The organism is Micromonospora sp. U21 (assembly GCF_018070045.1).
In the GTDB taxonomy this organism is placed as follows: Bacteria; Actinomycetota; Actinomycetes; order Mycobacteriales; family Micromonosporaceae; genus Micromonospora.
The window spans coordinates 281,596-305,656 of sequence record NZ_JAGPYK010000008.1 but is presented as its reverse complement, the minus strand read 5'-3'; the positions used below and the strand labels follow the sequence as shown (position 1 = coordinate 305,656).

At 65.5% G+C, this 24,061-nt stretch carries 21 protein-coding genes; 11 read left to right on the top strand and 10 right to left on the bottom strand.

Annotated features, from left to right (window positions below; all coding sequences use genetic code 11):
• Positions 1 to 497 precede the first annotated feature (497 nt).
• Positions 498 to 620 (top strand): hypothetical protein, encoded by a 123-nt coding sequence (locus KBX63_RS35990; protein ID WP_256443046.1) that lies wholly within the window; start codon positions 498 to 500, stop codon positions 618 to 620.
• 66 nt (positions 621 to 686) lie between these two features.
• Here the strand turns inward: KBX63_RS35990 and KBX63_RS14280 are convergent, their stop codons facing one another.
• Positions 687 to 1,592, bottom strand: coding sequence for a hypothetical protein (locus tag KBX63_RS14280; RefSeq protein WP_210911491.1), 906 nt, complete (start codon positions 1,590 to 1,592; stop codon positions 687 to 689).
• Between the two features lie 488 nt (positions 1,593 to 2,080).
• Here KBX63_RS14280 and KBX63_RS14275 point away from each other — a divergent pair, with 488 nt between their 5' ends.
• Positions 2,081 to 2,692: a hypothetical protein gene (locus KBX63_RS14275; RefSeq protein ID WP_210911490.1), complete on the top strand. Its 612-nt coding sequence runs from the start codon at positions 2,081 to 2,083 to the stop codon at positions 2,690 to 2,692.
• Positions 2,693 to 2,707: 15 nt separating this feature from the next.
• Here the strand turns inward: KBX63_RS14275 and KBX63_RS14270 are convergent, their stop codons facing one another.
• From KBX63_RS14270 to KBX63_RS14260, 3 genes are read right to left on the bottom strand one after another with little or no spacing between them, the layout of a single operon-like run.
• The gene (locus KBX63_RS14270) at positions 2,708 to 2,953 is read right to left on the bottom strand and encodes a hypothetical protein (RefSeq protein WP_210911489.1); all 246 of its coding nucleotides are present in this window, start codon (positions 2,951 to 2,953) and stop codon (positions 2,708 to 2,710) included.
• The gene (locus KBX63_RS14265; RefSeq protein ID WP_210911488.1) at positions 2,950 to 3,213 is read right to left on the bottom strand and encodes a DivIVA domain-containing protein; all 264 of its coding nucleotides are present in this window, start codon (positions 3,211 to 3,213) and stop codon (positions 2,950 to 2,952) included. The genes KBX63_RS14270 and KBX63_RS14265 overlap by 4 nt, the downstream gene beginning before the upstream one ends.
• Positions 3,210 to 3,467: a hypothetical protein gene (locus KBX63_RS14260; RefSeq protein WP_210911487.1), complete on the bottom strand. Its 258-nt coding sequence runs from the start codon at positions 3,465 to 3,467 to the stop codon at positions 3,210 to 3,212. Before KBX63_RS14260 ends, KBX63_RS14265 begins: the two co-directional genes overlap by 4 nt.
• A gap of 214 nt (positions 3,468 to 3,681) precedes the next feature.
• On the opposite strand from KBX63_RS14260, the gene KBX63_RS14255 reads away from it, so the two are divergent.
• The 9 genes from KBX63_RS14255 (at position 3,682) to dbpB (KBX63_RS14215) (ending at position 11,958) form a co-directional block, all read left to right on the top strand.
• Entirely contained in the window at positions 3,682 to 4,950 is a 1,269-nt protein-coding gene (locus tag KBX63_RS14255; RefSeq protein ID WP_307871716.1) for a helix-turn-helix transcriptional regulator, read from the top strand.
• Positions 4,951 to 4,961: 11 nt separating this feature from the next.
• Entirely contained in the window at positions 4,962 to 5,444 is a 483-nt protein-coding gene (locus tag KBX63_RS14250; protein WP_307871715.1) for a flavoprotein, read from the top strand.
• A 242-nt stretch (positions 5,445 to 5,686) separates the two neighbouring features.
• Positions 5,687 to 6,388, top strand: coding sequence for a 7-cyano-7-deazaguanine synthase QueC (gene queC / locus KBX63_RS14245; RefSeq protein ID WP_210911484.1), 702 nt, complete (start codon positions 5,687 to 5,689; stop codon positions 6,386 to 6,388).
• Positions 6,385 to 7,032 carry a 7-carboxy-7-deazaguanine synthase gene (queE, locus tag KBX63_RS14240; RefSeq protein ID WP_210911483.1) on the top strand — a complete coding sequence of 216 codons (648 nt, stop codon included), beginning with the start codon at positions 6,385 to 6,387 and terminating at the stop codon, positions 7,030 to 7,032. Before queC ends, queE begins: the two co-directional genes overlap by 4 nt.
• Positions 7,032 to 7,391 (top strand): 6-carboxytetrahydropterin synthase QueD, encoded by a 360-nt coding sequence (gene queD, locus KBX63_RS14235; protein ID WP_210911482.1) that lies wholly within the window; start codon positions 7,032 to 7,034, stop codon positions 7,389 to 7,391. The genes queE and queD overlap by 1 nt, the downstream gene beginning before the upstream one ends.
• A complete protein-coding gene (locus KBX63_RS14230; protein WP_247662279.1) occupies positions 7,388 to 8,389 on the top strand; it encodes a hypothetical protein in 1,002 nt (333 codons plus the stop codon). The genes queD and KBX63_RS14230 overlap by 4 nt, the downstream gene beginning before the upstream one ends.
• Positions 8,389 to 9,531 (top strand): DGQHR domain-containing protein DpdB, encoded by a 1,143-nt coding sequence (gene dbpB, locus KBX63_RS14225; protein ID WP_210911481.1) that lies wholly within the window; start codon positions 8,389 to 8,391, stop codon positions 9,529 to 9,531. Before KBX63_RS14230 ends, dbpB (KBX63_RS14225) begins: the two co-directional genes overlap by 1 nt.
• Entirely contained in the window at positions 9,528 to 10,769 is a 1,242-nt protein-coding gene (gene dpdA / locus KBX63_RS14220) for a tRNA-guanine transglycosylase DpdA (RefSeq protein ID WP_210911480.1), read from the top strand. The genes dbpB (KBX63_RS14225) and dpdA overlap by 4 nt, the downstream gene beginning before the upstream one ends.
• 19 nt (positions 10,770 to 10,788) lie before the next feature.
• Positions 10,789 to 11,958: a DGQHR domain-containing protein DpdB gene (gene dbpB, locus KBX63_RS14215; protein ID WP_210911479.1), complete on the top strand. Its 1,170-nt coding sequence runs from the start codon at positions 10,789 to 10,791 to the stop codon at positions 11,956 to 11,958.
• 210 nt (positions 11,959 to 12,168) lie between these two features.
• On the opposite strand, the gene dpdD is transcribed toward dbpB (KBX63_RS14215), so the two are convergent.
• Genes dpdD through KBX63_RS14185 form a run of 6 tightly spaced genes read right to left on the bottom strand, consistent with a single transcriptional unit; the run spans position 12,169 to position 24,061 of the window.
• Positions 12,169 to 14,445, bottom strand: coding sequence for a protein DpdD (gene dpdD, locus KBX63_RS14210; protein WP_210911478.1), 2,277 nt, complete (start codon positions 14,443 to 14,445; stop codon positions 12,169 to 12,171).
• Complete coding sequence (dpdK, locus tag KBX63_RS14205) at positions 14,442 to 14,981, bottom strand: phospholipase D-like domain-containing protein DpdK (RefSeq protein ID WP_210911477.1); 540 nt, start codon at positions 14,979 to 14,981, stop codon at positions 14,442 to 14,444. Before dpdK ends, dpdD begins: the two co-directional genes overlap by 4 nt.
• Complete coding sequence (gene dpdJ, locus KBX63_RS14200; protein WP_210911476.1) at positions 14,978 to 19,432, bottom strand: protein DpdJ; 4,455 nt, start codon at positions 19,430 to 19,432, stop codon at positions 14,978 to 14,980. The genes dpdK and dpdJ overlap by 4 nt, the downstream gene beginning before the upstream one ends.
• Positions 19,429 to 20,193 carry a hypothetical protein gene (locus tag KBX63_RS14195; RefSeq protein ID WP_210911475.1) on the bottom strand — a complete coding sequence of 255 codons (765 nt, stop codon included), beginning with the start codon at positions 20,191 to 20,193 and terminating at the stop codon, positions 19,429 to 19,431. The genes dpdJ and KBX63_RS14195 overlap by 4 nt, the downstream gene beginning before the upstream one ends.
• Positions 20,190 to 23,105 (bottom strand): ATP-binding protein, encoded by a 2,916-nt coding sequence (locus KBX63_RS14190; protein WP_210911474.1) that lies wholly within the window; start codon positions 23,103 to 23,105, stop codon positions 20,190 to 20,192. The genes KBX63_RS14195 and KBX63_RS14190 overlap by 4 nt, the downstream gene beginning before the upstream one ends.
• On the bottom strand, positions 23,102 to 24,061 hold the full coding sequence (locus tag KBX63_RS14185; protein ID WP_210911473.1) for a hypothetical protein: 960 nt from the start codon (positions 24,059 to 24,061) through the stop codon (positions 23,102 to 23,104). The genes KBX63_RS14190 and KBX63_RS14185 overlap by 4 nt, the downstream gene beginning before the upstream one ends.

Genomic DNA, 24,061 nt, shown 5'->3' with positions numbered 1-24,061 from the left:
ACAACCGCTGCATCGCATCCGGGCGGGCATGCCCGGCCTGCTCCGCCAACTGCCAACACGTCTTGACCTCGATCTCGGCCAACAGACCGGTCACGAACGCCACCGCCGCCCGACGCGGCTCGACCCGACCGAACCGACCCGCGAACGCATCGCACACCCCGGCCAGGACCTGCCCCCACCGGGCAGGGTTTACGCTGTGGCACGCGGCCACCGCCAGATCTGAAAGTTTGTCCATAACATACAGACGATCACGCGGTGGCCGCACCTCGTCTAACCGGCCCCCACCAGCAACATCTCAAACGGCGGCTGCCGTACTAGCAGGTAATGCCACTGCTCCTGCCGCTACAGAGCCCACCGGGCTCATGACTAGCCGCACAGTGACCGGGTACGCGCGAGTCATGGGTAGCCACAAGCAGAACAAACACGACAGCGGCGGCGAGTCGGCGCGAGGCCGGCGGCATCCGGGCAGCGGCGCTCCGGGCCGCCAGGGTTCGCCCATGGAGCACTCGCCCGATCAAAGAAACCGCCGTACCGCGACCGGCCCGGCCGGCACCGAGGGCGACCTGGGCAGGGCCAAGGTCTCGGGCGACGAGCGGATCCAGCGCCAGGGCGGCTCGTGAGCTGACCAGTCAACGGTGCGGCCGCGCCGCGCGTTCGCGGGGCGGCCACACCTGAATGAGCAGTTGTTACGCCGTCGCGCAGATGGCGTACGCCGTGTCGGACCAGTTGCCGGCGAACGCGTCCTCCTCGTACGCACCCGAGGCGGCCGACGTCGGAGCGGTCGCGGGACCACCGTTGGGGCGGAAGTCGTCCACGATGCCCTCGCCGGTGACACCGTTCAGCTCGTAGCCGGCACCGGTCAGCACCTTCCCGACGGGGCAGGTCGCGACGACACTGCGGAAGTCGAGGGAGTTGCTGGCACCCACCGCGGACGCCCGCACCAGGCCGGGCAGCGGGTTGGCGCAGATGGCGTAGGCGGTCGCGGACCAGTTCAGGGCGGTGGCATCCGACTCGTAGGCGCCGACGTTCACCGAGGTCGGCGCGGCGGCGACCCCACCGTTGGGGCGGAAGTCGTCGACGACACCCTCACCGGTGACACCGTTCAACTCGTAACCCGTGCCGGTCAGCACCTTCCCGACCGGGCAGGTCGCCGTGACACTGCGGAAGTCTGCCGAGTTGCTGACGCTGGTCGCGGCGACCCGCACCAGGCCGGGCAACGGGTTGGCGCAGATCGCGTACGCCGTCACCGACCAGTTGCCGGCGAACGCCTCCGTCTCGTAGGCGCCCACGGTCACGGCCGTCGGCGCGGTGGCTGGACCGCCGTTGGGGCGCAGGTCGTCGACGACGCCCTCGCCGGTGACGCCGTTCAGCTCGTAGCCCGTGCCGGTCAGGACCTTGCCGACCGGGCAGGTGGCCGTGGCGCTGTGGAAGTCGGCCGAGTTGCTGACGCTGGTCGCGGTGATCCGCACCAGGCCGGGGACCGCGGCGGACGCAGGGCTCGCCGGGACGACCACCGCACCGGCCACGATGAGACCGAGCGCGAGTACGGATGCTCGGGCACCGAACCGCCGGGACTCCTTCTGAGCACGCATATGTGTTTCTCCCGTCTGGGGCCAGGGCGGCGGCTGGTCAACTCCGCGGAGTAGACGCCGGCACCGAGGCCGATCGTGATGACGGGTTCACGGTAGGTAGTGGCCTGACCAGGCATTATCTCCAAACCGACTACGTCGCGTAATGGACCATGTCATCTGGCGGCTCGATCCGTCTGCCAAGCAAGGCGTTGTTGATCCGCTCGTTCTCGGCACGTCCCGACGCCGACTGCAGTGAGTGGCTGCGGCGCATCGGCGCGGGCGAGGTACAGGCTGCCCCGACCGCCGGCTCGCCCGATCCCCGGGAACATCGGCAAGCTGTCGTCTTCCGGAGCGCGCCGTTGAACCGAATGGGGATTGATTCGCACCGAAGGAAGGAGGCCAGGTAAGCGCTCGACCGAACGACACGAAGAGGATGCCCACGTACGGTCGACCTTCACGCCGGCCTGCGGTCGGAGTACGGGGAGGAGGGTCAGATGAAGCCAAGAAGAGTGAGTCTGCTGGACCTCGGGTTGGACTCATCGTTCGACGCGGCGATGACCTTCGTACAATCGACACTGGAGAACATCAACGCCGGGTGCGACGAACCCATCGTGGACATCGACTTCGTCCGATCGCGCGACCCCGACACGGTGCTTTCCGCCTTCACCGCATCGTGCGACGTCCTGCACGTCATGGCCCACGGCGATCACAGTGTCACGCCGACGTTCAGCAGCACAGACGGCAAAGTCGAAATCTCGCTCGAGCAGCTCGGGGAAGCTGCGGCGAAACTGGGCCAAGGCATCTCGACGAGCGCCATCATCGCCGACGGCTGCAAGACCGGCACCGGCGTGTGGCAGAAGGCGGTGCGGGACTGCCTCCAGGGAGAAGTGACCTACATCGGCACCTCTGCCATCATCGGCTGGCACGAGAGCGGTGTCTTTTGCTCAGCGTTCTACGGCGCCCTCTTCCGCAACCGCGGCAGGGGCATGACAGCCTCAGAGCAAACCCGAGATGCCGCCGACCGCGCCATCCAGGCCTACACCTTGCTGACCGACAAGAACTGCCCGTTCAAGGTCATGACTCTGAGGCCGAGCCAGCGTGCACGCACACTGCTGGGCTAACAACCGCCACGGTCCTCACCGGCTAGCACAGTCACCGTCGTGACCGTCGCTTCGACGGCAACGACCGGCGCCGCCGATCGGGGCGTCACACCAAATTCGAGTACGTAGGAACTGCTGGTCCTCCTCGCTCAGGGTGGTCTCGCCGAAGTCGATGGCGGTGACGTGGCCGAGCGAGTCGCACAGGGCTGCGGCCAGGGTGATGGCCCCGTCGAGGCTGGTCAGGGTGGTGGGAAGGTGGATGATCCAGCGGGTTGAGGTCATCGCTGCCACCGGCTGTTCGGTGAACCTGGGTCTGTGCGGCGGCAGCCGATGTGCCGGGACTGCCACTGCCGCAGCGCCTGGCGGATGCGTTCGGCCTCGCTGTTCGCCGTGGTCAACTCGCGGTGCAGTCGTTCGAGTTCGTCGGCCGTCCGGTTGAGATAGTCGTGCACCTGGGCGGGGTCGAGGCCGCGCCAGCGGGTGTCGAAGGACGCGACGCGGGCGTGGTGTGGGTGCAGGCGTTCCCCGGTCACGTAGATCATGGCTGCGGCGCATTCTGCTCGGCGATCAGCGTGCGGATCTGCCGTTCGGTGAGGCGGTGTTGGTCGAGGACCCGGCGACCCCAGCGGTGCAGCCGGCAGGGGTGGAGTGCGCGGTCATTGCGCCACTGCGGGCCTTCGGGGGGCCACTGCCGATCGGCGTGCACGGTGACGGCCTTGACCGCGAAGGTGACGGCTTCGGAGGTCACATAGGGCGATAGGGGTAGCTCACCGAGGATCGTATCGACGGAATCCATGGCACTTCCTAACTCGTCGGATTCGGCGCCGGGGCGGGCGGGGACGGCGGCTCGCCGTTCGGGGTACGACGGGGGCACCGGAGCCCAGCACCCGCCCCGGGCCATGCGCCCAGCTTCGGCAAGAAGCTGACCAGGAACTACAGCGCCCGAGGGGCCTCAGTGACGCAAAATTGAAGCGTTCCCGTTCCCGCCTGATCGACGGGCTGTTACTACAGTGGCGACATGCGGAGGGAGATCGGCAGTGGCCCTTAAGCGGCACCGGCTCAGCCAGCGGCGTAGAGCCCTCGGGTACAGCCAGGAGCGCCTGGCCGAGATTCTCGGCGTGGAGCGGTCGACCGTGGTGCGCTGGGAGAACGCCGAGACGGATCCTCAGCCTTGGCATCGAACCCGAATCGCGTCCGCGTTGGGAGTTACGCTCGAACGGCTCGACGGCATGCTCGTCGACGTGTCGGTGGCAGCACATCGAGGGCAGGCCATGGGAGATGAGACTCGTAATCCTGGCGGCGCCCGGCCGGACATGCTGAACGACCTCCGAACCTTCCTCACCAGCTACCTGACCGCCCCCGCTGTGCCAGCTCAGTCGTTCGTCGACGTGCGACGGAGCGTAGGCCGAGTGCACATCCTCTACCAGCGGGCGAGCTACACATCCGTCGCCCGCTTGCTACCGGACGTGCTCAGCCAGGCCACGGACGTGTCCCGCATGTCCACCGGGATGCATCGCGGCACGGCCTTCCGGCTGCTCGCCGCCGCCTACATCGCGGCGTCGAAGCTTGCGGCCAAGGTTGGTGACGGCGACACCGCCCTACTGACGGCCGACCGGGCTGCCACCGCCGCCCGGCTCGCGGACGACCAGGCGATGGCAACTGTTGCGGCGTACCAGGTGGCCTGCGGTCTCATGCGGCTGCCCGGACGGGCAACCGAAGCCGAGCAGATTGTTCGGACCAGCATCGCTCGTTTGACCACCGCTGCCCCTGCGAGCGACCCTGACATGCTCTCCGCTCAGGGAGCATTGCTGCTTCTGGCTGCCGTGATTACGGCCGGACAGGGCAACCCGAAAGAAGCAGGTCAGTTCCTGACGCAGGCCGAGGGGCTGGCAACCACGCTGGGCTCTGACCGCAACCGGTTGTGGACTGGCTTCGGCCCGACAAACGTCGTCATCCACGCAGTCTCCGCCGCGGTTCGGGCCGGCAACGCGAATCGGGCACTGGAGATCGCAGCGAGGCTCGACACCTCACGGCTGCCGACGGTGTTGGTTGGCCGAAGGGCACAAGTACACGTCGACTTGGCGGCAGCGGCGATGATGTCGTCTGGCGACATGACCGTCTCCGTATTGCACCTGCTCGAAGCCGAGCGGATAGCCGCCGAGGTGGTCCACGCCAACGTTCAGGCCCGCACGCTCCTGCTCGACCTGCTGGCGAAGGAGCGACGAGCGGCGACACCAGGGCTGCGGCCGCTGGCTGAACGGGCCGGGCTGCTCACGTGACTCACAGGGGCGTGCTGCATCTGGTCGCCTGCGCCGCTCCTCCCGTGCTGCGCATCACGGAGCTTATCGAGTTGTTGCAGGAAGACGGGTGGACCGTCTGCCTCACCGCTACGCCGACCGCTGCCAGTTGGATCGACCGGGATGAGCTCGGGCGGCAGACCGGCTATCCGGTCCGGGTCGAGTGGCGGATGCCCGGCGACCCGGAGCCGCATCCTCCGGGGACCGCCGTTGCCGTCGTACCGGCCACGTTCAACGTCATCAACAAGTGGGCTCAGGGGATCAACGACACCCTCGCGCTCGGCATCCTGAATGAAGCGCTCGGCGACGCTAACATCCCGGTCTACGCGTTCCCGAACGTTAAGGCGCAGCTTGCCGCGCACCCGAGCTACGACCAGCACCTACGGCTCCTCCGGGAGACGGGCGTCATCGTGACTCCGCTGCCTCCCGAGGTGAACTGGTGGATGGTCGCAGACAAACTCCAGGGGCCCGTGTAGCCCGCTCCGACTCTCGGCTGCCTCCTGCCACCGGACTCCCCACCGACTCAGCCAGCCAGTCGGCCGGTCCGCGGCCGGTGCCACGGACCCTGTCCTGCCGAGCGCGAACGACACGCCCTGGCCACCTTCCGACAACGCGCAGTACTCGGGTAACGTGACGCAACTTGCGAGCAGTAACTACGCATCACTGGCGGAACACGCCACTGCAGTTTCTCGACCATCGACGAAGCGAGGAGCCTCAGATGTCGGCATCCAAGCCCCAAGCCGTAGTACTGCTAAGCGGCGGTCTCGACTCGGCCACAGCCCTTGCTGTGGCCGTCAAGGAGGGGTTCGAAGCCAACGCCCTCAGCTTCCGCTACGGGCAGCGGCACACCGTGGAACTCGAAGCTGCCGCACGGGTCGCGAAGGCTCTGGGGGCGACGCGCCACGTTGTCGCGGACATCGATCTCAGGATCTTTGGTGGTTCCGCACTGACCGACGATGACCTTGCTGTTCCTCATCACAAGAGCGCTGAGGAGATCGGGAGCGAGATCCCCATCACCTACGTGCCGGCTCGGAACACCATCTTCCTGTCGTTCGCGCTTGCCTGGGCGGAGACCCTTGGGGCCTCCGATGTTTTTATTGGGGTGAGCGCCCTCGACTACAGCGGCTACCCGGACTGCCGGCCCGAGTACATCGAGGCATACGAGCGGATGGCAAACCTCGCCACCAAGGCTGGCGTCGAGGGCAGTCAGCGGCTGAAGGTTCATACTCCCCTCATCGACCTCACGAAGGCAGACACCATTCGGCTGGGCCTCAGCCTCGGTGTCGATTACTCGCTCACCCACAGCTGCTACGACCCCGTCGATGGCCGGCCGTGTGGCACCTGTGACTCCTGCCTGCTGCGTACGCGGGGCTTCGCCGAACTCGGCATGTCAGACCCCGCCGACGGCAGCGTGTCATGAGATCCGCGTACCGCATCAAAGAGATCTTCTACACCCTCCAGGGCGAAGGCACCCATGCCGGTCGGCCTGCGGTCTTCTGTCGATTCACAAGTTGCAACCTTTGGACTGGCCGTGAGGCAGATCGCCACCGAGCCATATGTCAGTTCTGCGACACAGACTTCGTAGGTACTGACGGGCCGGGAGGCGCCCGCTTCCGGTCCGCTCAAGACCTGGCTGCAGCCGTGGCCAAGGCGTGGGCCGGTGCAGCCCACCCGAAGAGCAGGCCGTACGTCGTCTGCACTGGTGGAGAGCCACTACTGCAACTCGATGCTGCTGCCATCGACGCACTTCACAATGAAGGCTTCGAGGTGGCTATTGAGACGAACGGGACGCGGCCCGCGCCCGCCGGCGTCGACTGGATCTGCGTCAGTCCGAAGGCCGGCGCTGAACTGGTCCTCACCGAGGGTGACGATCTCAAGCTCGTGTATCCCCAACCGGGCGCGGAGCCTGAACGATTCGAAGGTCTGGACTTCGCACACTTTCTCCTTCAACCCATGGACGGACCGGACCAAGCGGCGAACACCCAGGCCGCCATCAGCTATTGCCTCGCACGCCCTCAATGGTCGTTGAGCCTGCAGACACATAAATACATTGGGATTGCTTGATGGAAATCTTCCGTGAGTTCACCTTCGAAGCCGCTCATCGCTTGCCGCACGTGCCCGAGGGACACAAGTGCGCTCGCCTCCACGGCCACTCCTACCGGGTTGAACTGCACGTGCGTGGCGAGGTCGGCGCATCGTCCGGATGGGTGATGGACTTCGGTGACATCAAGGCGGCGTTCAAGCCCATCCTGGACCAACTGGACCACTACTACCTGAACGAGGTGCCGGGGCTCGAGAACCCGACCAGCGAGGTGCTGGCGCAGTGGATCTGGGGGAGGCTTATCGACCAGCTGCCGCTGTCGGCAATCGTGGTCAGGGAGACCTGCACCTCGGGTGCCGTCTACCGGGGCGATGCCCCGTGACGGAAGCGACGACCGACGAGCATCGATCGGGCGCGCCCGTGGATAAAAGCCCGGCGGAAGCGCCGGCGCGCGTTCACATCGTCGTGACCTGCGCGAACCGCAAGAAACTTCTGGTGCCTGCCGCCCTGCGCATTGGAGCCCTGTCGGACTACCTGCCGAGGCAGAGGCTCGCGGAGTGGATTCGGCGACTGTCCGAACCCGGCCCACCTTCCACTGCCGCCACATCACTGTATGCCGGCGAGCATTGGGCGGCGGCGCGTCAATTGGCGGCCTCTGAACACGTGGAGGCGCAACTTTGGGTCTGTTCGGCCGGGTACGGACTGATTCCAGCCACCGCTCACGTCCGTCCCTATGCCGCGACCTTCGCATTGCGGGATGGAGACTCGGTCGGGCGGAGTTCGACCGAGAACCGCGACTGGTGGCGCGGGCTGAGCGAGTGGGTGGGCCCGGAACCTGGCGCGCCTCGGTCGTTCTACGACCTCGCCCGAGCGAATCCCGACGACACGATCATCGCCGTCCTGTCGGACACCTACCTCCGGCCGTGCAGTAACGATCTCCGTAGGGCGGCGGGGCAACTACGCGACCCCCAACGACTGACGATCGTCGGACCGGCCCAGGCGGATCCTGACCTGAACGAACTGGTCGTCGGGGTGACCGCTCGGATGAGGCCGGCAGTCGGCGGTAGCCTGCTCGCCCTCAACGTCCGGGTCGCGCAGCGCCTCGTCGGCCTCGTTACCTCGGACTCCGGCACCCACCGCCGCTCACACCTCCGCGCCCTGGCCCACGAACTGGCAGCCACAACGCCCCCGCCGACGCCTCGGGCTCATCGCGAGCGCATGACCGACGACCAGGTCAAGGCCTTTATCCGGCCGCTCGCAGCCGCCGGGCCAACCTCGGCAACACGCCTGCTTCGACAGCTACGGGACTCCGGCAAGTCATGCGAGCAGGCACGTTTCAAACAACTGTTCGACGAGATCTCATTGGATGTGCGCTGCTGATGCCGCCCGCACACGATCCCAAGACCATCGCACGCCGTGCCCTGCGAATCGCCCAGCCCGGCACCCCGGCCCTCTATCTCTTCACGCTGCAAGCGGAAGAGGTCCTGCAGATCGCGGAGATCTCCCGCGTCAGTCGGGACGACGCCGGGAAGCTGATCGGCTACCAACGCCCGCAGGTGCGGAAACACATACAGGAGATCGTCGACTACCTCGACAGCGAAGCCGCCGTCTTTCCCAATCCCATCATCCTGGCCCTGTCCTCCAACGTGCGGTTCCAGTCGAGCAGAGGACCAGGCGCCGCGGACGGACTCGCCACCTCCGGACTACTGAGCATTCCCTTGCCTCAACCCGGCAAGCCCAAGCCCGCATGGATCGTCGACGGGCAGCAGCGGGCCCTCGCGCTGTCCCGGACCCAGCGGCAGCAGTTTCCGGTGCCGGTGACCGCCTTCGTGGCGGACAGCGTCAGTTTCCAGCGCGACCAGTTCCTGCGCATCAACAACACCCGCCCGCTACCGCGTGGCCTGGTGACCGAACTCCTGCCGGAGGTCGACAGCCCGTTACCTACCCGGCTCGCCATACGGAAGGCACCCTCGGCACTGTGCGACGTCCTGAACGCCGACAAGGCATCGCCCTTCTACGGGCTGATCAAACGGGCGTCGACCAACCGGCAGCAGGCACCGAACGCGGTGATCACCGATACCGTCGTCGTCGAGATGATCCAGGAGAGTCTCACCTCGCCGGCTGGGTGCCTCTTCCCCTACCGCGACGTCACCCGCAACGAGACTGACTTCGACGGAATTCTCCAGGCACTCTGCACCTATTGGTCAGCGGTCCGTGAAACCTTCCCAGACGCATGGGGCAAGCCGCCGAGCAAGAGCCGGCTCATGCACGGAGCAGGCATACGGGCCATGGGACGACTGATGGATCGGGTGTTGGGCACGGTGGATGCCCGTCTCCCCGAGGCGCCCGGACTGGTCAGCAAACACCTCGCGGTGATTGCGCCTCACTGTCAGTGGACGGGGGGAAGGTGGGACGAGCTCAACCTTCGGTGGAACGAGATTGAAAATCTGTCCCGCCATGTGCAGGAGTTGTCCAACTACCTCATCCGCGTCTACCTGAACGAACGGGCGGGAATTCGATGAAGTTTTTCTTTCCTGACAGCCAGGATCAGGTAGACCCGACGTTCGACTTCCTCACTGAGGAGCGCGACCCGTTCCGGGTGCGCCAACGCGACGATCTGTACGCGCACGAAGTGCTGAAGCCGCCACCGTTCAACGGCCTCTTGGTGTCGAAGGCCATCGTGGACGGGACCGCCAGTTCCAGCACTGGTAAGTACACCGGGCCCCAGCGCCACCGCCTGTACCGACAGGGGGCAAGGGAGTTCTTTCGTCTCAACAACGGGAGTGCGCCCTTGAAGATCATGGGCGATTGCGGTGCCTTCTCCTACGTCGGCGAAGAGAACCCGCCGTACAGCGTCGAAGAGGTGGTGAGCTTCTACGAGGGGTGTGGATTCGACTACGGCATCTCAGTCGACCACGTTATCTTTCAGTACGAGCCGAAGGTCGTTCGTACTGATGATGCTGCCGCCGAGTGGGTTCGCAGGCAAAAGATCACCCTCGACTTGGCCGCCGATTTCTGGAGGCGATGTAGCGCAAGCGATGTCCACTTCATTCCGCTTGGGGTCGCTCAGGGTTGGAGCCCGGAGTCCTACGCGTACGCCGTAGAGGAACTGCAACGGATCGGGTATCGACGCATTGCCCTCGGGGGCATGGTGCCTCTCAAAACGAATGAGATCCTCGCCTGCCTGCAGAGGATCGATGACGTACGGGAGTCCGATACAGAGTTACATCTCCTGGGAATTAGCCGTTGCGAAAAGATCCCAACTTTCGCTGCCCATGGCGTGACAAGCTTCGACAGCACCTCACCCTTTCGTCAGGCTTTCAAGGACGACCGAGACAATTACTACGCCCCCGATCGAACCTTCGTGGCACTCCGCGTCCCCCAGGTTGACGGCAACGCCAAACTTAAGGCAAGAATTCGCTCCGGCGAGATCAGCCAAGGGCAAGCCATGCAGTTGGAACGCGCCGCACTGGCTCGCCTTCGCCAGTTCGATAAGGACGAAGTCGACGTGGACGCCGCCCTAGAGGCCCTGGCGGAATACAGCGCCGTGTGGGATCGCAAGGCTGATAGGACCAGCCAATACCGCGACACTCTTGAAAACCGGCCGTGGCGGGCCTGCGACTGCACGATCTGTGCATCAGTAGGCATTGAAGTGATTATCTTTCGTGGCGCCGAGCGCAACAAGCGTCGGGGCTTCCACAACCTACACGTGTTCGGCCAGCGAGTGCGCCGGCAGCTTGGAGAAGACGATCGTGACTAGGCAGGGCCGAAAGAGCGGCATGGTCGAGGCGGGGAACCAGAAGAACGTGCTACATCTCCCCGCCCTCGAGATCAGGCAGGGCCCGAATCGCCGTCTTTACACCTTCGCCGTGGACGGGAAGCAAGTCCCGTCCTTTGCCGCCGTTTCACGTGTGCGGCGTGACAGCCAGCAGCAGCTACACGGCTACCAGCGCCCCGAGGTCCTCGCACACGTGGCCGCGATCCGGCGCTACGTTGAGTCTGACGAGAGTCCCCTGCTGCCTAATGCAATCGTGGTGGCCTTCGATGACCGGGTTCGCTTTGTTCCGGCTGACACCCATACTGACGGCCCTGGCTACGTACGCTCAGGAACTCTCCTGTTACCCGTCAACGAGAACTGGGAGGACGCCGACAAGCCAGGCTTCATCGTAGACGGCCAGCAGCGTTGTGCGGCGATCCGTGACGCAGACGTCGCCGCCTTCCCGATCTGCGTCACTGCCTTCATCACCGCTGACCAGGCTGACCACCGGTCACAGTTCATCCTCGTGAACTCGACCAAGCCGCTTCCAAAGGGCCTCATTCACGAACTGCTCCCGGCAGCGTCTGGCCCATTGCCGAACCAGTTGCGCGTACGGCAACTCCCGGCAACGGTTCTCGAGCGCCTCAACTTCGACGAACGTTCACCGCTGCATCACATGATTCAAACGCCAACGAATCCTACGGGCGTCATCAAAGATAACTCCATGCTGCGCATGCTCGAAAATAGCATTTCCGACGGCGTCCTGTACCGCTTCCGTGGTAGCGATAACACATTGCCTAACATCGGCCTGATGGTGACCGTGCTGGGCGACTTCTGGACTGCCGTACGGGAGGTCTTTGGTGAGGATGCGTGGGGTAAACCCCCTCGCAAATCGCGGCTGATGCATGGCGCTGGGGTCATCAGCATGGGCTATCTGATGGACGCCATCGCCGACACGAATGGCAGCGGCGAGGACGTGCCGGACACTCAGGGATTCGCTACGGGACTTAAGACAGTCAAGGACTACTGTCGCTGGACCGAGGGCACGTGGGATTTGGGTGACGGGATTCCGCGCCGCTGGAACGATGTTCAGAACACCCCTCGAGATATCCAACGAATCACTGACTATCTCGTCTCCAAATACTACGCGAAGCAGGGGAAGCGGCACGATCGGTCGAATCGCCTCTTTTAAATTGCCCTCCCCTCGAAGTGCCGCCGCGGAAGAACCAACAACTAAGGGCGAGGCCTTCTTGCGCTATTCGAATTGCCGATAATGGTCCTGACCCCTGCGCCTTAGGGCTAGGGTCAGGTCCACCTGTTGCAAGACGTAACGCGCCGAAGGAAAGGGCCCGACCAGCAGACCCGAACGTTTAGGACTCTAGCCACCTTTAGAAAGGGATCCTCACGGTTGGTCCACCGCTGCCCTGGTCGGTATTCGCTGCGCGGGGGGTCGGACATCGCTAACAGAAGTTACTTGCTCACGAAGCCAAGCCTCCGCCGCCTCAATCATCGAGGTCGACCCTTTCCCGGCAGCGTATCGAATTGGCGCGGTCCGTCGTTCCGCCTTGAGGGCGTTCGTGGCCGCATGAGCGGCGGCGCGATCCATGACGACGAACAAGTCCACGTTCCGCGCCGCAGCCCGCAGCGGGTCGGTCGCCACATGGTCAGCGCAGGCCACCACCTCGAGGCCGGGATGGCGCTCGCGCAGGATTCGCGCGGCGCGGTCGAGCGCCTGTACTTGCAGCGAGTACAGGCCGATGCGAGTGCCTGGATGGGCGGTCGCCGGCCGGTCGCCTACCGTCTGCGGGGCGGCCGGGACCGCTACAGTGAGGCCGAATGACGGGGCGAGGTCGACGGCGACGGCGAGCACCGCTGGCGGGATTCGGCTGGCATTGTGGGCCCCGATTCGCGACAGCATGGGTACCGCTAACTTGTCGAGGCTGTCGGTGACATCGACGCGGTGAGCGAGGAGATGTTCGAGCAGGTCCAGGCCGATCGGTAGATCAGCATCGGTGAGGAACGGGTCCCACGCGGCACGGATGAGTTCGACGACCTCATCGAAGACCCGCAGGCCGAGGCCGAGGTCTACGAGATCAGCGACGAGCTGCGCCATCCTTGTGGCGCGGTGACGGTCACCGCTCGTGTCGTGATAAGCCCACAGCTCCAGGACTTGGCAGCTGAGCGACCGGACGTCGTCGACCGGAGCATCACTGGCCTTGAGGTCCCTGACCAGATCGATGCACATATCGATTCCCGGAGACAGCCGTCCAGGCCCGTCGTCGCCCATGACCTCCCGCAGTGCCTGGCAGGCTGCATTGGTGCCACCGGGGGCCCGCAGTTCGGCCACACCAGTGCGTTCGATGGACGCGACAAGGTGGGATACCTGTTGCAAGCTCGTCGACGCGGAGAACAAATCAATGAGCTTGTGTGGCAGCGCCGCCGGTTCGATCTGGCTGTCGTGGCGTTGAGAAAGGCTGAGGGCATGGCGGATGGCATCATCACCGTGCGTGGCACGGTGTCGTTCGAGCAGGGCGATCGCCTTCAAAGTAAAGGTATGCGACACCGCCTCGACGACCGCTGGTAGGTCCACGAGGTCGGCGGGCAGCGCCGACAGCAGGTCGACGGCGGCGTCGAAGCGCCCGGCCTCGAGAGACTCCTTAGCGCTGTGGCGCACCTGATCGACGGAGCTGGCGGCCACCGGCGTGGCCGGAGTGCGACCAGCGGCGGAAGCAGCGCTCAGCACAGCGACGATGGTTGGGTCCGTGACCCATCCGGCTTCCATGAGGCGCTGTCGAAGCATTTCGGGTGCTTCACCGGTGGTGAGCGCCCACAGCGTGTAATAGCGGGCGCCGGCGGCCGACCGGACTGCCGACACCGAGTCGACGAGGGCGTTGTATCGTGTGGCGACCGGTGCGAACGCCACCAAATCGGGCGGGTCCGCCAGCTTCGACATGGCCAGACGCGCAAGGGCGTCGGAGGCCAGACTCGGGCGGGGAAGCCTCAGCAGCGTGTCCAGTTCCGGATGCTGGTCGAGATCGCCCCAGCGTTCGAAGGCGGCGAGCAACTGGACCTGTAGAAACAGCCGGTTCGCCTGCGAAAGCCGGTGATCAGCGGCGAGGATTGCGTAAGCAGTGTCGGCCGCCTGTTCCGCGCCGGCGGCGCAGGCGTCGGCGAAGTTATTGATCAGGCGCCCAATGGGCAGCGCGAGACGTGCCTGCCGCCGTGGCGCCGACCTGATCGAGGCCAGCAGGCCCTGGATCGACACTCGTACCTCGTTGCGGCCCTGGTCGGCGACACGGAAGCGGTAGACGTAACGGCTGTCTCCGGCGAACCCGACTGCAGCCTGTTCCAGCGGATCACCGCTCGTTCTGCCGTGCACGCTCTGGCCGTCGAAGTCCGTCCAGGTCTTGCCAACGTGCGACTGCAGCAGTTCGCGCAGTGTGCGGGACTCTTCCGCGGTGAAGGCCAAGCCGAAGTAATGGGTAGTGCCGTCGATGAGTGCGGGCAGTACCACCGGCTTTGCAGGGTCCTGCGCGATGAGGTCATCGGCAGTCGCGACGAGACGGTCGAGGGCGGATATGCCGCTGCCAATGCGCAGGTTGTTGGGCGGTGCGAAGAACGCGGCACGAAACGACACCCAGCGCTGCAATAGCGTCGTCGCGACTACCTCCCCGCTCATGCGAACAGGCTCATCAGTTCGGTGGTGACGGCCGCGACGTGCGCCGGGTTCGTAGACACGGTCACCAATTCTCCATTGATCTCGACTCCCCTATACGTCAGGTTCATCGATCCGTGGATGATCCAGTCGTCGCCTGCGATCGCCTTTTCGTGGTCGATCACGGTGTTCGGGTCGTGTATCGACTGGCGCGGGTGAAACAAGGACTCCGTTCCATCGCGTCGTGCGAAGTCTTGGAGTCGCTCAATGAAACGCGTCTGACGGTCGCCCAATCCGCAGTGAAGATAGACGCTCGTCTGCTGCCCTAGAAGTGTGCGCAGGATCGCCGAAAGGCGGATCACTCGCGCCCCCCATGTGGAGTCGAGAACGCTGAAACGTCCGCTGCGGTTGTCCAGCAGCGGTACATCGCTGATCCACGGCGAGGCGATCAAGAGTCGGCGTCCGGGCGCGAGAAGCTCACTAACGATCAAACCTTGGAGAGCCTCGGCGATGAGGCGGTGCGGGCGGGCGGCGAGCCGGTGAATGTGGCGCGTGCTCACTGCGGCGACTCCTCCAGCGACACGTTTACGGCAAGAAATCCGTCGCGGCGTGCGGCGGCTTCCACGTGTGGGTGCACGTGCAGCCAGCCCAATTCGACGGGGTGGGTGACGAGATGCTGAAGCGCCTGCTTGAGGCGGGCTCGGTCATCCGTGCCCGAGACTAGGCGGCACCGTCCCGAGGCGGCGATACGCTCGGTGAGGTGGCGGACCCAGTGCGAATGGTCGACGTCGACGTCTTCGACCGCGTCAGGCAGAGCATCCAGCACTAGAGTCCGTTCGGTCATCGGGGCCTCGTTGACGAATCGGTTCGATGCCACGAGAGACTGCGCCCGTCGTGCCTCCGCGCTCGGCCACAACAGGCCCTGTAGCACGGACCGGGCCCACGTCTCGCCTTCGCTGCCGCTTTCGGGAACCGCCCTAACCAGCCCCGCGCGGATGTCAGGATCGGCGGCCAGCGCCATACAGATGCTACGATGGTCGATTGCGAACCCTGAACTGGCTTCGATGTCGTCCCAGCGGGTTAGGCAATCTCGCAGCAGGGTGTCCAGCTCAGGCCCGGACCTCGCCCGAAAGACGCGGCTGGCCAGAGTGGTGACGGTGACGTGGGACAGGCTGACCCCGTGAGCGGTGAGCAGCGCAAGCAAGTCCTGCCAGGCTGTGAGCCGATCGCCGGTGGCGACCCGAAACCGGTGTGCGGCGTCAGCAACCTTATTTTCGAGCAACGCCAAGGTGTGGCGCAGCGACCGGTCGACCTCCTCTAGGTCGGACGGTTGCAGGGCCGTGACCACGAGATAGTCGAACTGTCGCGGATCGTCGCTGATTCGTGAGGTCAGTGCCTCCAACATTCCGCCGCCGCCGATCGTGGCGTCGCTGAGCACGAACGTCGCGGTCGGACCGTCTGCGACCGGATCGACATCGATGATGCTGTCGAGGTCGGCGTCGAAATCCGGGCAGATCTGCTGCGCGGCGGCTTGCCACGCGGCAGCCATGGTCTGCACATAACGTGTACGCAGCCAGGACAGCCACGTGTCGTCAGGCTCGGCCACCAGCAGACCGGTGGTCTCGGCGATCACTTGCGCTACGGGGCCATCGATCAAGACATCAAGCAACTGCTGGTGCCGCGGGCTCAGGCCGGGGTTCTCGGCGTCGACGTCGTCATCGTCGTCGTCAAGCCCGATCACCCCTTCACTGAGCAGATCGGCGACGAGTCGTCGCCACTGCGCGGCCGGCAGCGCCGAAAACTGCGCTGGGTCAGCGTTGTCCCGGACGGCCACGGCTGCCGCCGCGACAATGGCCTCCGCGATATTGCGTGACAGGAACGTATCGACCTGAAGCGCGTGCAGCCGGGTACGGAGTTGGTCGACGAAAAAGTCCCGGCGCAGTTGGCGAAGGCGTCGCGGCGAGTGGTGCAGACCGAACGCTGCTAGCGTCCGCGGTACCGCGACCGTGACGATCTGAGCATCGACAGTCGCTTCGTATCCAACAGCGGCGGGTTGATCACGCCAGGTGAAGCTGTTGGTGATCTGCTGGCGTCCACCGGGGCGGCGCACCAATGTTGCTGACGCCTGCAGAGCGTATCGCCAGGTGCGCAGAGCACCGCGTCCGGTGTGCAGGTATGCCTGCACGGAGATCACGTCGGCGACCAGTGGGCCGGTGCGGGGTCGTATCAACTCAATCGCCCCGCCGGGCGCCTGCCGGCGCACCTGCCAGTGCAGGCGGCCGTTCGAGGACGGCTGCACCGCCCTGTCGGGGACATTCGGTGCGGTGATGAGCGGACGTACCAACGGGACCAGTCCCTGTTCTCCAGGGACCTCCCCGATGATCTGTCCGCTTCGGGCAAGACCGCACTCCAAGGCGACGGCGGAGCCATCGGGCGCGGGTTCGATCCACAAGCCTTGACCCCGTTCCACGGCCCACCGCATGGTGACCTTGCCCGGTGCCAGTTCGTTAAGGGCCATGTGTACCGCGATCGACTCCCGGGCCGCTTGGTCGTAGTCGCTTGGCGGCTCTATGGCCACCTCAGGCAAGCAGAGATCGCTGAACAGTGCCTTAGGGATGAACTCCGGTAGCGGTGAGTCGTTGACCCACTCCTCCCCCTCGGGTTTCAACTCACCGTTGTCGTAGGCGGCCCACCTGCTCATCAACCGGCGGCGAGCGGTCGGTACCGCATCCAAGAGCAGCGATCGGGGCTGTTCCCAGCACATCGCATCGACCTCCTCGGCGGTCAGCCGCAGAGAGGACCTGACGAAGGTAACTAGGTCCTCGCGCTCCGGACCGCCGTTCATCACCCGCGTGAGCAGGTCGGCCACCGCTTCGCGCAGTTGCGCGTGATTAGTGTCGGGCTGGATGAACACCTTGCGCATACTCCGACCGCGGCCCCAGGCTCGGGCCGTCACATCCATCGTGTGGGCGGCCCAATCGATCAGGCACATCGCGGCCTGCATTTTGCGCACCGACTGATTGCCCAGAGGCAGGCGCTTCTCGGGCAGGGCCGGGGTCAGCAGCGTCTCATAGTCCTGGTACGCGGTGCGGTCGCGGCCGAAGTCCGACAGCACCACGATCGTCCACGGCCGCTGGGTCTGGGTACGCCCGGCGCGTCCACGCCGCTGTAGGAACGACGCCACATCACGCGGAGCTTTGTGCTGCAGCACCGCCCCCACGGTCGGGTCGTCAAAACCCACCTCCAGCGAGGAGGTGGTCACCACGATCTCCGCGCCCACTCGTACACCGGTGTCCTGCGACGATGTTCGACCGATCGTCAGCCCTCGATCGTTGAAGCCGAGCAGTTCAGGCATCCACCAGTGCTGGCCGTCGGCGTCCCGCCGCTCCCAGTCGACCACTGGGCCTTCTCGGTGTGTGGCCCGGCTCATCCGGAGACTAGCGAGGGCTAAGCCGTTACCGGCGCGCCTGCCCGTCGCGGTGACGCCCTCCGCCGACAACATCTGGCGGTAGAGTCGGTTGACCAGGTCGAGGTTGTCGCAGAACGCGAAGACACGATTGCCGTAGGCGCCTAGTTGAGTCGGCTGCGGGTCCAGGACCCGGCGCAGCAGCATCAGCGACTGGATCGTGGTGGACAGCAGGGCGGTCTGCTGGCCGGGATCACCACGCAGCACCACCTGGTACTCCCGCCCACGCGGCTTCATGTGCTCCTGCTGCGGTTCGACGGTGACTACCGTGCCTTCAACCAGCCCGCACAGACTCTCGAAGAAGCGATCCGCGTTGGCCAGCGTCGCGCTCAGCCCTACCCAGGTGGTGGGTCGGCCCATCAGGCGCCGCCACCGTCGTAGCAGGTATGCGACCTGGGCGCCGTCGCTGCCCTCGTAGGTGTGTACCTCGTCGAGCAGGACCAGCCCGGGGCGGGTGAGCGCCATGGGCCCCACTCCGAACACATGCATGTTCCACCCGTCGCTCAGCGAGCGGTTGAGCATCTCGGTGGTGGTGAACAGCAGGTCCGGTGGCTTCTGCTGCATTGATCTGCGGGTCAGCAGGACCTCGTCGTCACCGACCACGTCGCCACACGCGGCACAGGTTAGCCGCTCGCGCTGTCGTTGGGGCGAAGCGTCGTAGTCGGCGAAGAGCCACACCAGGTCGCCTCCGCAGCGGCCGCCACCGGCCGCAGCGGGGCAGGTAAGGAACGGACATATCCAGCCCCTAGCCGCCTTGCGCCAGGCCCGATTCGGCGCGCTTCGCGGGTAGATCGTGTGCGGCGTGTTGCCGAAGTAGGCGCCGATGCGGATCTGTCGCCCGCCCGCCTGGCGCAGCCGCCGCGTTTCATCCAAAGCCGAGGCGAGTTGGTCTTTGAGGAGCTCATTGCGCGGGTAGATCGCCACGACACCAACACCGCGCGAGGAGATCGGCCGGGTGGCGAGATAGGCCAGAGCGGGCAGGTAGAAGGCGAGTGTCTTGCCGCTGCCGGTACCCGCGCTGACGACCACACCCCGGTCACGGCCGGCCATCGCGGCGAGCACCTGGATGGTCGAGTCCAGTTGAAACGTCGACAGCTCCCGTCGGCCGAGGACCTGCCGCGCAGCCTCAACCTTGGCGCTGGCGACCTGGTGAGCCGTCAACCGTGCTGCGGCCGCGTCCGGGGTCAAATCACGTTCGGGAAACCACCGGGGTTCGTGACGGAAGCGGAAGTCGGCCACCAAACGGGGGGCGGCCTCCCAAGAACGGTTGGGAAACTGCTGGCGTAGGTGTGCCATGAGTCGCATGGTCTCGGCCATGCGGGTCCGGTACTCCTTGGGCCAGCACCGGTCCAACTCGAAGACGAGATTGTGCTGGAGAAGCTGCTCGAGGAGATCGTGTGGGTCGTTCGACGGCGCGACCTCGCTGATCGCCTCGATCAGCCGGTCCTCCGTCCAGGTCTCCTCGGTCAGGCCCCAGACCAGGTGGCGGGCCTCCGCGTCTTCTAGGGCGTCGAGTACACGGAGGATATCGGAAAGCCCGCTCACCACTTGCGGACCCCGTACCCGTCGCCGCGCCTATCGTTGTCAAGCCACTCACGTACGGCCGGCGTGACCATCGACCACGGTGCGCCGCTATCACTGGCCGCCGCCTCAACAAACGCTTTAATCTCCAGCGGGAGCTCGGCGAGGAGTTTCCCGATTTCGTCGCGGACGTCATCCCACTGCGCCGCATCCCTTCTCCATCGCTCCAATGTGGCGGGAACGTCGTCAATTGATCCGACGAATGGACGCGACAGGGATGCCTTTATTCTACTGATGCGGGCCTGCAGCGACTCATGGCCTGGCATGTTCGGGATGGGGCGGCCGAAGTCGGCCGGTGTAACGCGGGCCCGTTCGGCATCCGCCGCGCGGATCAAGGCTTGCTCGAGGAGCTTGGCGATAGTCTCCGCCGCTTCGAGGGCTCCCTGAACTGCTCCGCCGCGGAGCCGTTCGGTCAGTTCCTGGCCCGGGTCGGCGGCCTGCGTCGCGACCCTGCGCAGGTACGGGATCGCCTTGACCGCAGGCTGCGGCACCCGGGGCCGGACGTACTCGACGTCGAGGGATTCGAGTTGGGCACCGATACGCGCGCAGGCCGCAAGGCGGGCGGCGAACTTCTCCGCACGGTTGCAGGCCGTGGTAATCGCGCTCCGTTCGGCTTCGGTCTTCTTCCGGTCGGCCCGGTCAGCAAGGGCTAGGAGTGCCTGGTTAGCGCGTTCCCCCAGCGAGCCCGGTCCGGGGTCGACAGCAGCACCGGTTGGCTCGGTCATTGCCTGATCAGCCCCTCCAGAGTGTCCGCAAGCCCTCGCAGCGCACGCTGAAGGCGGGCCCGATCGTATGTGTCCGACGCGCCACTTTGAGACGGTGCGGTGTCGCGCAGCGTGCGCAAAAGCTGGTCACACAGCCGCCAGTAGCCGATCATATCGGTGAGGACGGGGAGAGGATCCGATAACAAATGCCACAACGACCCGGCATCTGATGCGGAGCCTCCCAGTCCGGTGATTCGCCGCAGCGTGCTCAGCCGCGTGTCGGTGACCTGTGCCCGCGACCGGTCGTAGATCTCCTTCGCATCCGGTCGGGCCAGGGCAGACTCCCGGTGCGCCTGCTCTACAAACTTGTCCATGATCGCCAATGTGCCCCGGAGATCCTCACCCTCGGCGACGTACTGGCCGATCTTTCCTATGGAGTCCCGCACCGGCTTCCACAGGGTGTCGGCCGCGTTGCTCTGCTTTTCATGGAAGCCACGTACGTTTATGCGGGCGCTCGCCTCGTCCCGCAGCTCGGCTGGCAATTGAGTGAGCCGCGCGTACCGCACAAGTTCCGTCAGGATGGCTCCGGCGTCGAAAATCGAAGGCGCGCCGCCGCCCTTGCGCTGGGTCAGGCTGTCCCGTACAACGGCCAGAGCGGAGGTGCGGTACCGCTCCACCTCGTTGAGGAACTTCACAACGCCCGGACTGATGTCGTCGGAGGGCTTGGGCCAGATCATGACGGCGAGAGCCTGAGCGGGCGAATCGACGCTGCGATCGTCGACGGTGCTCAGTACCCCTAGGACCGCGAGGGCCGGCGCAATCCCCGACGTCGCCTCGTGCCGAGCCCGCTCAACGATTTCCGCTTCGAGTCTGGCCAGCCGGTGTTGCACCTCGAAAAACCAGCGACCACCGTTCGGGCCTGCCAGGTCACCTGACGAAGCGGCAACAACCCCTTTGAGGAGGACCGCATCGCGGTCGTTGCTCGAGAACGTGATAGTAAGGCTATCCGGTGGCGTGCTTCCGCCACCGGCCGCGTTCTCCACGATCACGTGACTGGGCTTGATGGTCACCGGCCCGACCAGGATGTTGCTAGCGGATCGCTTCACGCTCAGCCCGTGCGGGCCGTTCTGCAGGCGGGCGGCCAGCGTGTCGAGAATCCATCGGCGAATCTTCTGGGCCGTGGATGCCCCCATCCGCCTGCCGCCGGCCCACTGATCAAGCTCGGATGCTGCTGCCGGTGCCGCCGGAACAGGTTCGACGACCGTGGGCGCCGGGCCGTTGTCGTCGCCGAGCTCGGTGAGGTGGACGCCGAGGATATCGGCGATGCGGCGCACCTCGTCATCGACGGCCGGCGGGTTAGCCGCGTAGAAGGCGCGCAGGCTGATTTCGGCCTGGGGAGTGCTTGACTGCCGGGCGATCGCGTCGCGCTGCTCGACGGGTACCGCCATCCTGGTGGGCGCGAGGCCCGCAGCGAAGCGCGCCGAGGGGAACTCCCCGGGTCTGGCCAACCCGGCCTCGGCCACCTCGAGCGGTTCGCGAATAACCTCCCGGAGGATATTGCGGGGGTCGAAGCCACGCGGGCTGGCGAGTGCCACCAGATGGTCGACGGCGGCGGCGTTGAAGGGAAACAGCCCGTGGCCCTCGCGGGTCACTCCGAATGCCGGGTGGCATCGATCGCGGTACACACAATCGGTGCACTTGTTGGGTGTCGGCCTGCCGGATTGGGCGGCGCCGGCCAGTTCGCGGCGACCGACGCGGCCGACGTTGAGGTACCTGCCGACAAAGGACCGTAGGTCCTCGGCGTTGACCTGGGTGCGGTCCACGTCCATGGTGTAATGCACGCCACGGTCAGCAAACGTGGCATACCGGTCATCAAGATACCCGGAGGTGACCGCAATCGCAGCGCGGATGGGGCAGAGATCTGCGCGTGCCGGTACCGTCAGGGCCTGGGCCAGTTGAGCGTCGATGCCGTGCAGCAGGACCAGGTCCTCGATGAATAGGAACAATTCGTGGCCGCGCCGGGCCAACTCGCCCCGGACGTCCTCGAAGACCTGGAGGAGGTCGGTAGAGCTGCCAGTGAAGACCTCGGCCGTGGCGCGCGGAAGGTAGTAGTCGAGCACGGCCGCCGCTGCGGAACGCAGACTCCTGTTCGAAACGAACTGCCGGATCTTGCTCTGGAAGTCAACGTTGGCCTCTAGGAACGCTTCGGGGCTGACCTTGAGGTCGGCTTCGCTGATGTGAAGGTCCTCGGCGTTAACGTCGGCGCCAGGCTCGTGGCCGTCCTTAGCGAGCTTCGCGATTCGCTCGATCGGCCCACCGGGCCGCGATAGTTGCTGCTTGAATGTGTAGTCACCGACCAGGCGCGCGACGCGCTGGCGGATATCGAGCAGGTCTGCACCCGCCAGGTTCTGGATGACGGGGGTGTCGTCGAATTCGACCAACCGATGCAGGTGGTTCAGCAACGCCAGCATCGCCTCCGGCACGGTGGTCACGCGGGACGCCGCCCGCGCCAGGCTCGTTCGCAAATTATCCGCGGTGGGCGTGTCGATGCCGTCGAGAACCTGTTCGATGATCCGTCGCAGCGAGGTGTTGCGTTTTTCGATGTAGACGAAGTGCCAGTCGTCGCGACGGGGAGCGTGAACGCGCAGCCACCGTACGAGGTGGCTCTTTCCCGTACCTACACGGCCGGTGATAAATCGTATATGCGGCTCGTTCGAGGTGAGCGCCTGGCATAGGTCCGCCAGAACGTCCTTTTCGGTAACAGGTTGGCTCGTACCTGCCTTCGTCCGCCGAGCCAGTGGGACTGACTGGTGCACCGCGCTGAACACCGCATCGGCGGCTGGGTCGCCGAACTCCAGTCCACCGGCGTCAACCTGTGCAGCGACCTGGATCTCGGCCCGGGACCAGCAGGGCGGGATCGGTGTCGGCGTCACGGGCGCTCCTTCCCCGAGATTCGGGGATGCCAGTCGATGTGGGAGATCCGGGTGGACTCGCCGGGCACGCCGAGCGTGACCACGAGGGTGTCCGTGTCGCTTTCAGCCGTCGGCAAGGTGAGGTGTCCAGCCACTTCGAGTTGGTGCAACGACATTGACAACCCCGGAGAGAACTCCTGGCCGTCATCGGCCTTCCACAGTGACCGGGGCCCGTCGTCGCTGATGGGCAACTTTTTGCCGCAGTGCGCGATGAACTCGGCTGCCCGGATCCGCCCGTGCGGCAGGTCAATCAGGTCTTCCAGCATCGCCCTGCTGGCGTCGGCGACGAGTGACCTGCCGCTGATCGGCTGCGCCAAGCCGAGGTACGGGGCCCAACGGCAGAACGGCAGGAACTGTGTGGAGTTGGTGACGGGCCAGTCGCTCTTCTTCGGTCCAAACCACTGCGTCTGAGCCTCGGCAAATCGCCGGCCAGGGCCGGCCTCGAACTCGATCGGCCGCAGCGGCTGACGGGCGGCGAACAGGACCGCCAGGGCGTCGACCAGGTCCCGGACTCGGGCATCCGCGTCACTGCCGATGTCGGTCGCCGCGATGTGCCAGATCCGGGACCGCAGCAGCCGGCTGAACGAGGCAGCCGTGACCTCCCGCGCGGTGCGCCAGCGACCGAGCACGGTCTCGGTCGCCGCCACGTCCGTCCCGGCTAGCTCGACGAACCCGAGGGCAGCCAGCGCGCTCAGGGATCTATCGGCGATCAGTCGGCCACTCGTCCCCGTGTTGTCGATGTCTGGATCCGCATCCCGGTCACTGTCCAGCGGCTTCATCGCTTCGGCTAGGCCGCCTGGGGCCACCAACTCCAGCAACTCCGATTTCGGACATCGAGCCCCTCGGTGGGCCATCACAGCGCGCACCAGGTACCGCATCGCCTCGGGCAAGATATCGGGAGGGTTGAGCATCGGCAT

Excerpts from the sequence above, each read along its gene's own strand:
- dbpB (WP_210911481.1), top strand. The coding sequence starts at position 8,389 with ATGCCGCCCGCACACGATCCCAAGACCATCGCACGCCGTGCCCTGCGA.
- dpdA (WP_210911480.1), top strand. The coding sequence starts at position 9,528 with ATGAAGTTTTTCTTTCCTGACAGCCAGGATCAGGTAGACCCGACGTTC.
- dbpB (WP_210911479.1), top strand. The coding sequence starts at position 10,789 with ATGGTCGAGGCGGGGAACCAGAAGAACGTGCTACATCTCCCCGCCCTC.
- KBX63_RS14260 (WP_210911487.1), bottom strand. The coding sequence starts at position 3,467 with ATGGATTCCGTCGATACGATCCTCGGTGAGCTACCCCTATCGCCCTAT.
- KBX63_RS14185 (WP_210911473.1), bottom strand. The coding sequence starts at position 24,061 with ATGCCGATGCTCAACCCTCCCGATATCTTGCCCGAGGCGATGCGGTAC.
- queD (WP_210911482.1), top strand. The coding sequence starts at position 7,032 with ATGGAAATCTTCCGTGAGTTCACCTTCGAAGCCGCTCATCGCTTGCCG.
- queE (WP_210911483.1), top strand. The coding sequence starts at position 6,385 with ATGAGATCCGCGTACCGCATCAAAGAGATCTTCTACACCCTCCAGGGC.
- KBX63_RS14265 (WP_210911488.1), bottom strand. The coding sequence starts at position 3,213 with ATGATCTACGTGACCGGGGAACGCCTGCACCCACACCACGCCCGCGTC.
- KBX63_RS14195 (WP_210911475.1), bottom strand. The coding sequence starts at position 20,193 with ATGACCGAGCCAACCGGTGCTGCTGTCGACCCCGGACCGGGCTCGCTG.
- KBX63_RS14270 (WP_210911489.1), bottom strand. The coding sequence starts at position 2,953 with ATGACCTCAACCCGCTGGATCATCCACCTTCCCACCACCCTGACCAGC.
- KBX63_RS35990 (WP_256443046.1), top strand. The coding sequence starts at position 498 with ATGGAGCACTCGCCCGATCAAAGAAACCGCCGTACCGCGACCGGCCCG.
- queC (WP_210911484.1), top strand. The coding sequence starts at position 5,687 with ATGTCGGCATCCAAGCCCCAAGCCGTAGTACTGCTAAGCGGCGGTCTC.
- dpdD (WP_210911478.1), bottom strand. The coding sequence starts at position 14,445 with ATGAGCGGGGAGGTAGTCGCGACGACGCTATTGCAGCGCTGGGTGTCG.
- KBX63_RS14280 (WP_210911491.1), bottom strand. The coding sequence starts at position 1,592 with ATGCGTGCTCAGAAGGAGTCCCGGCGGTTCGGTGCCCGAGCATCCGTA.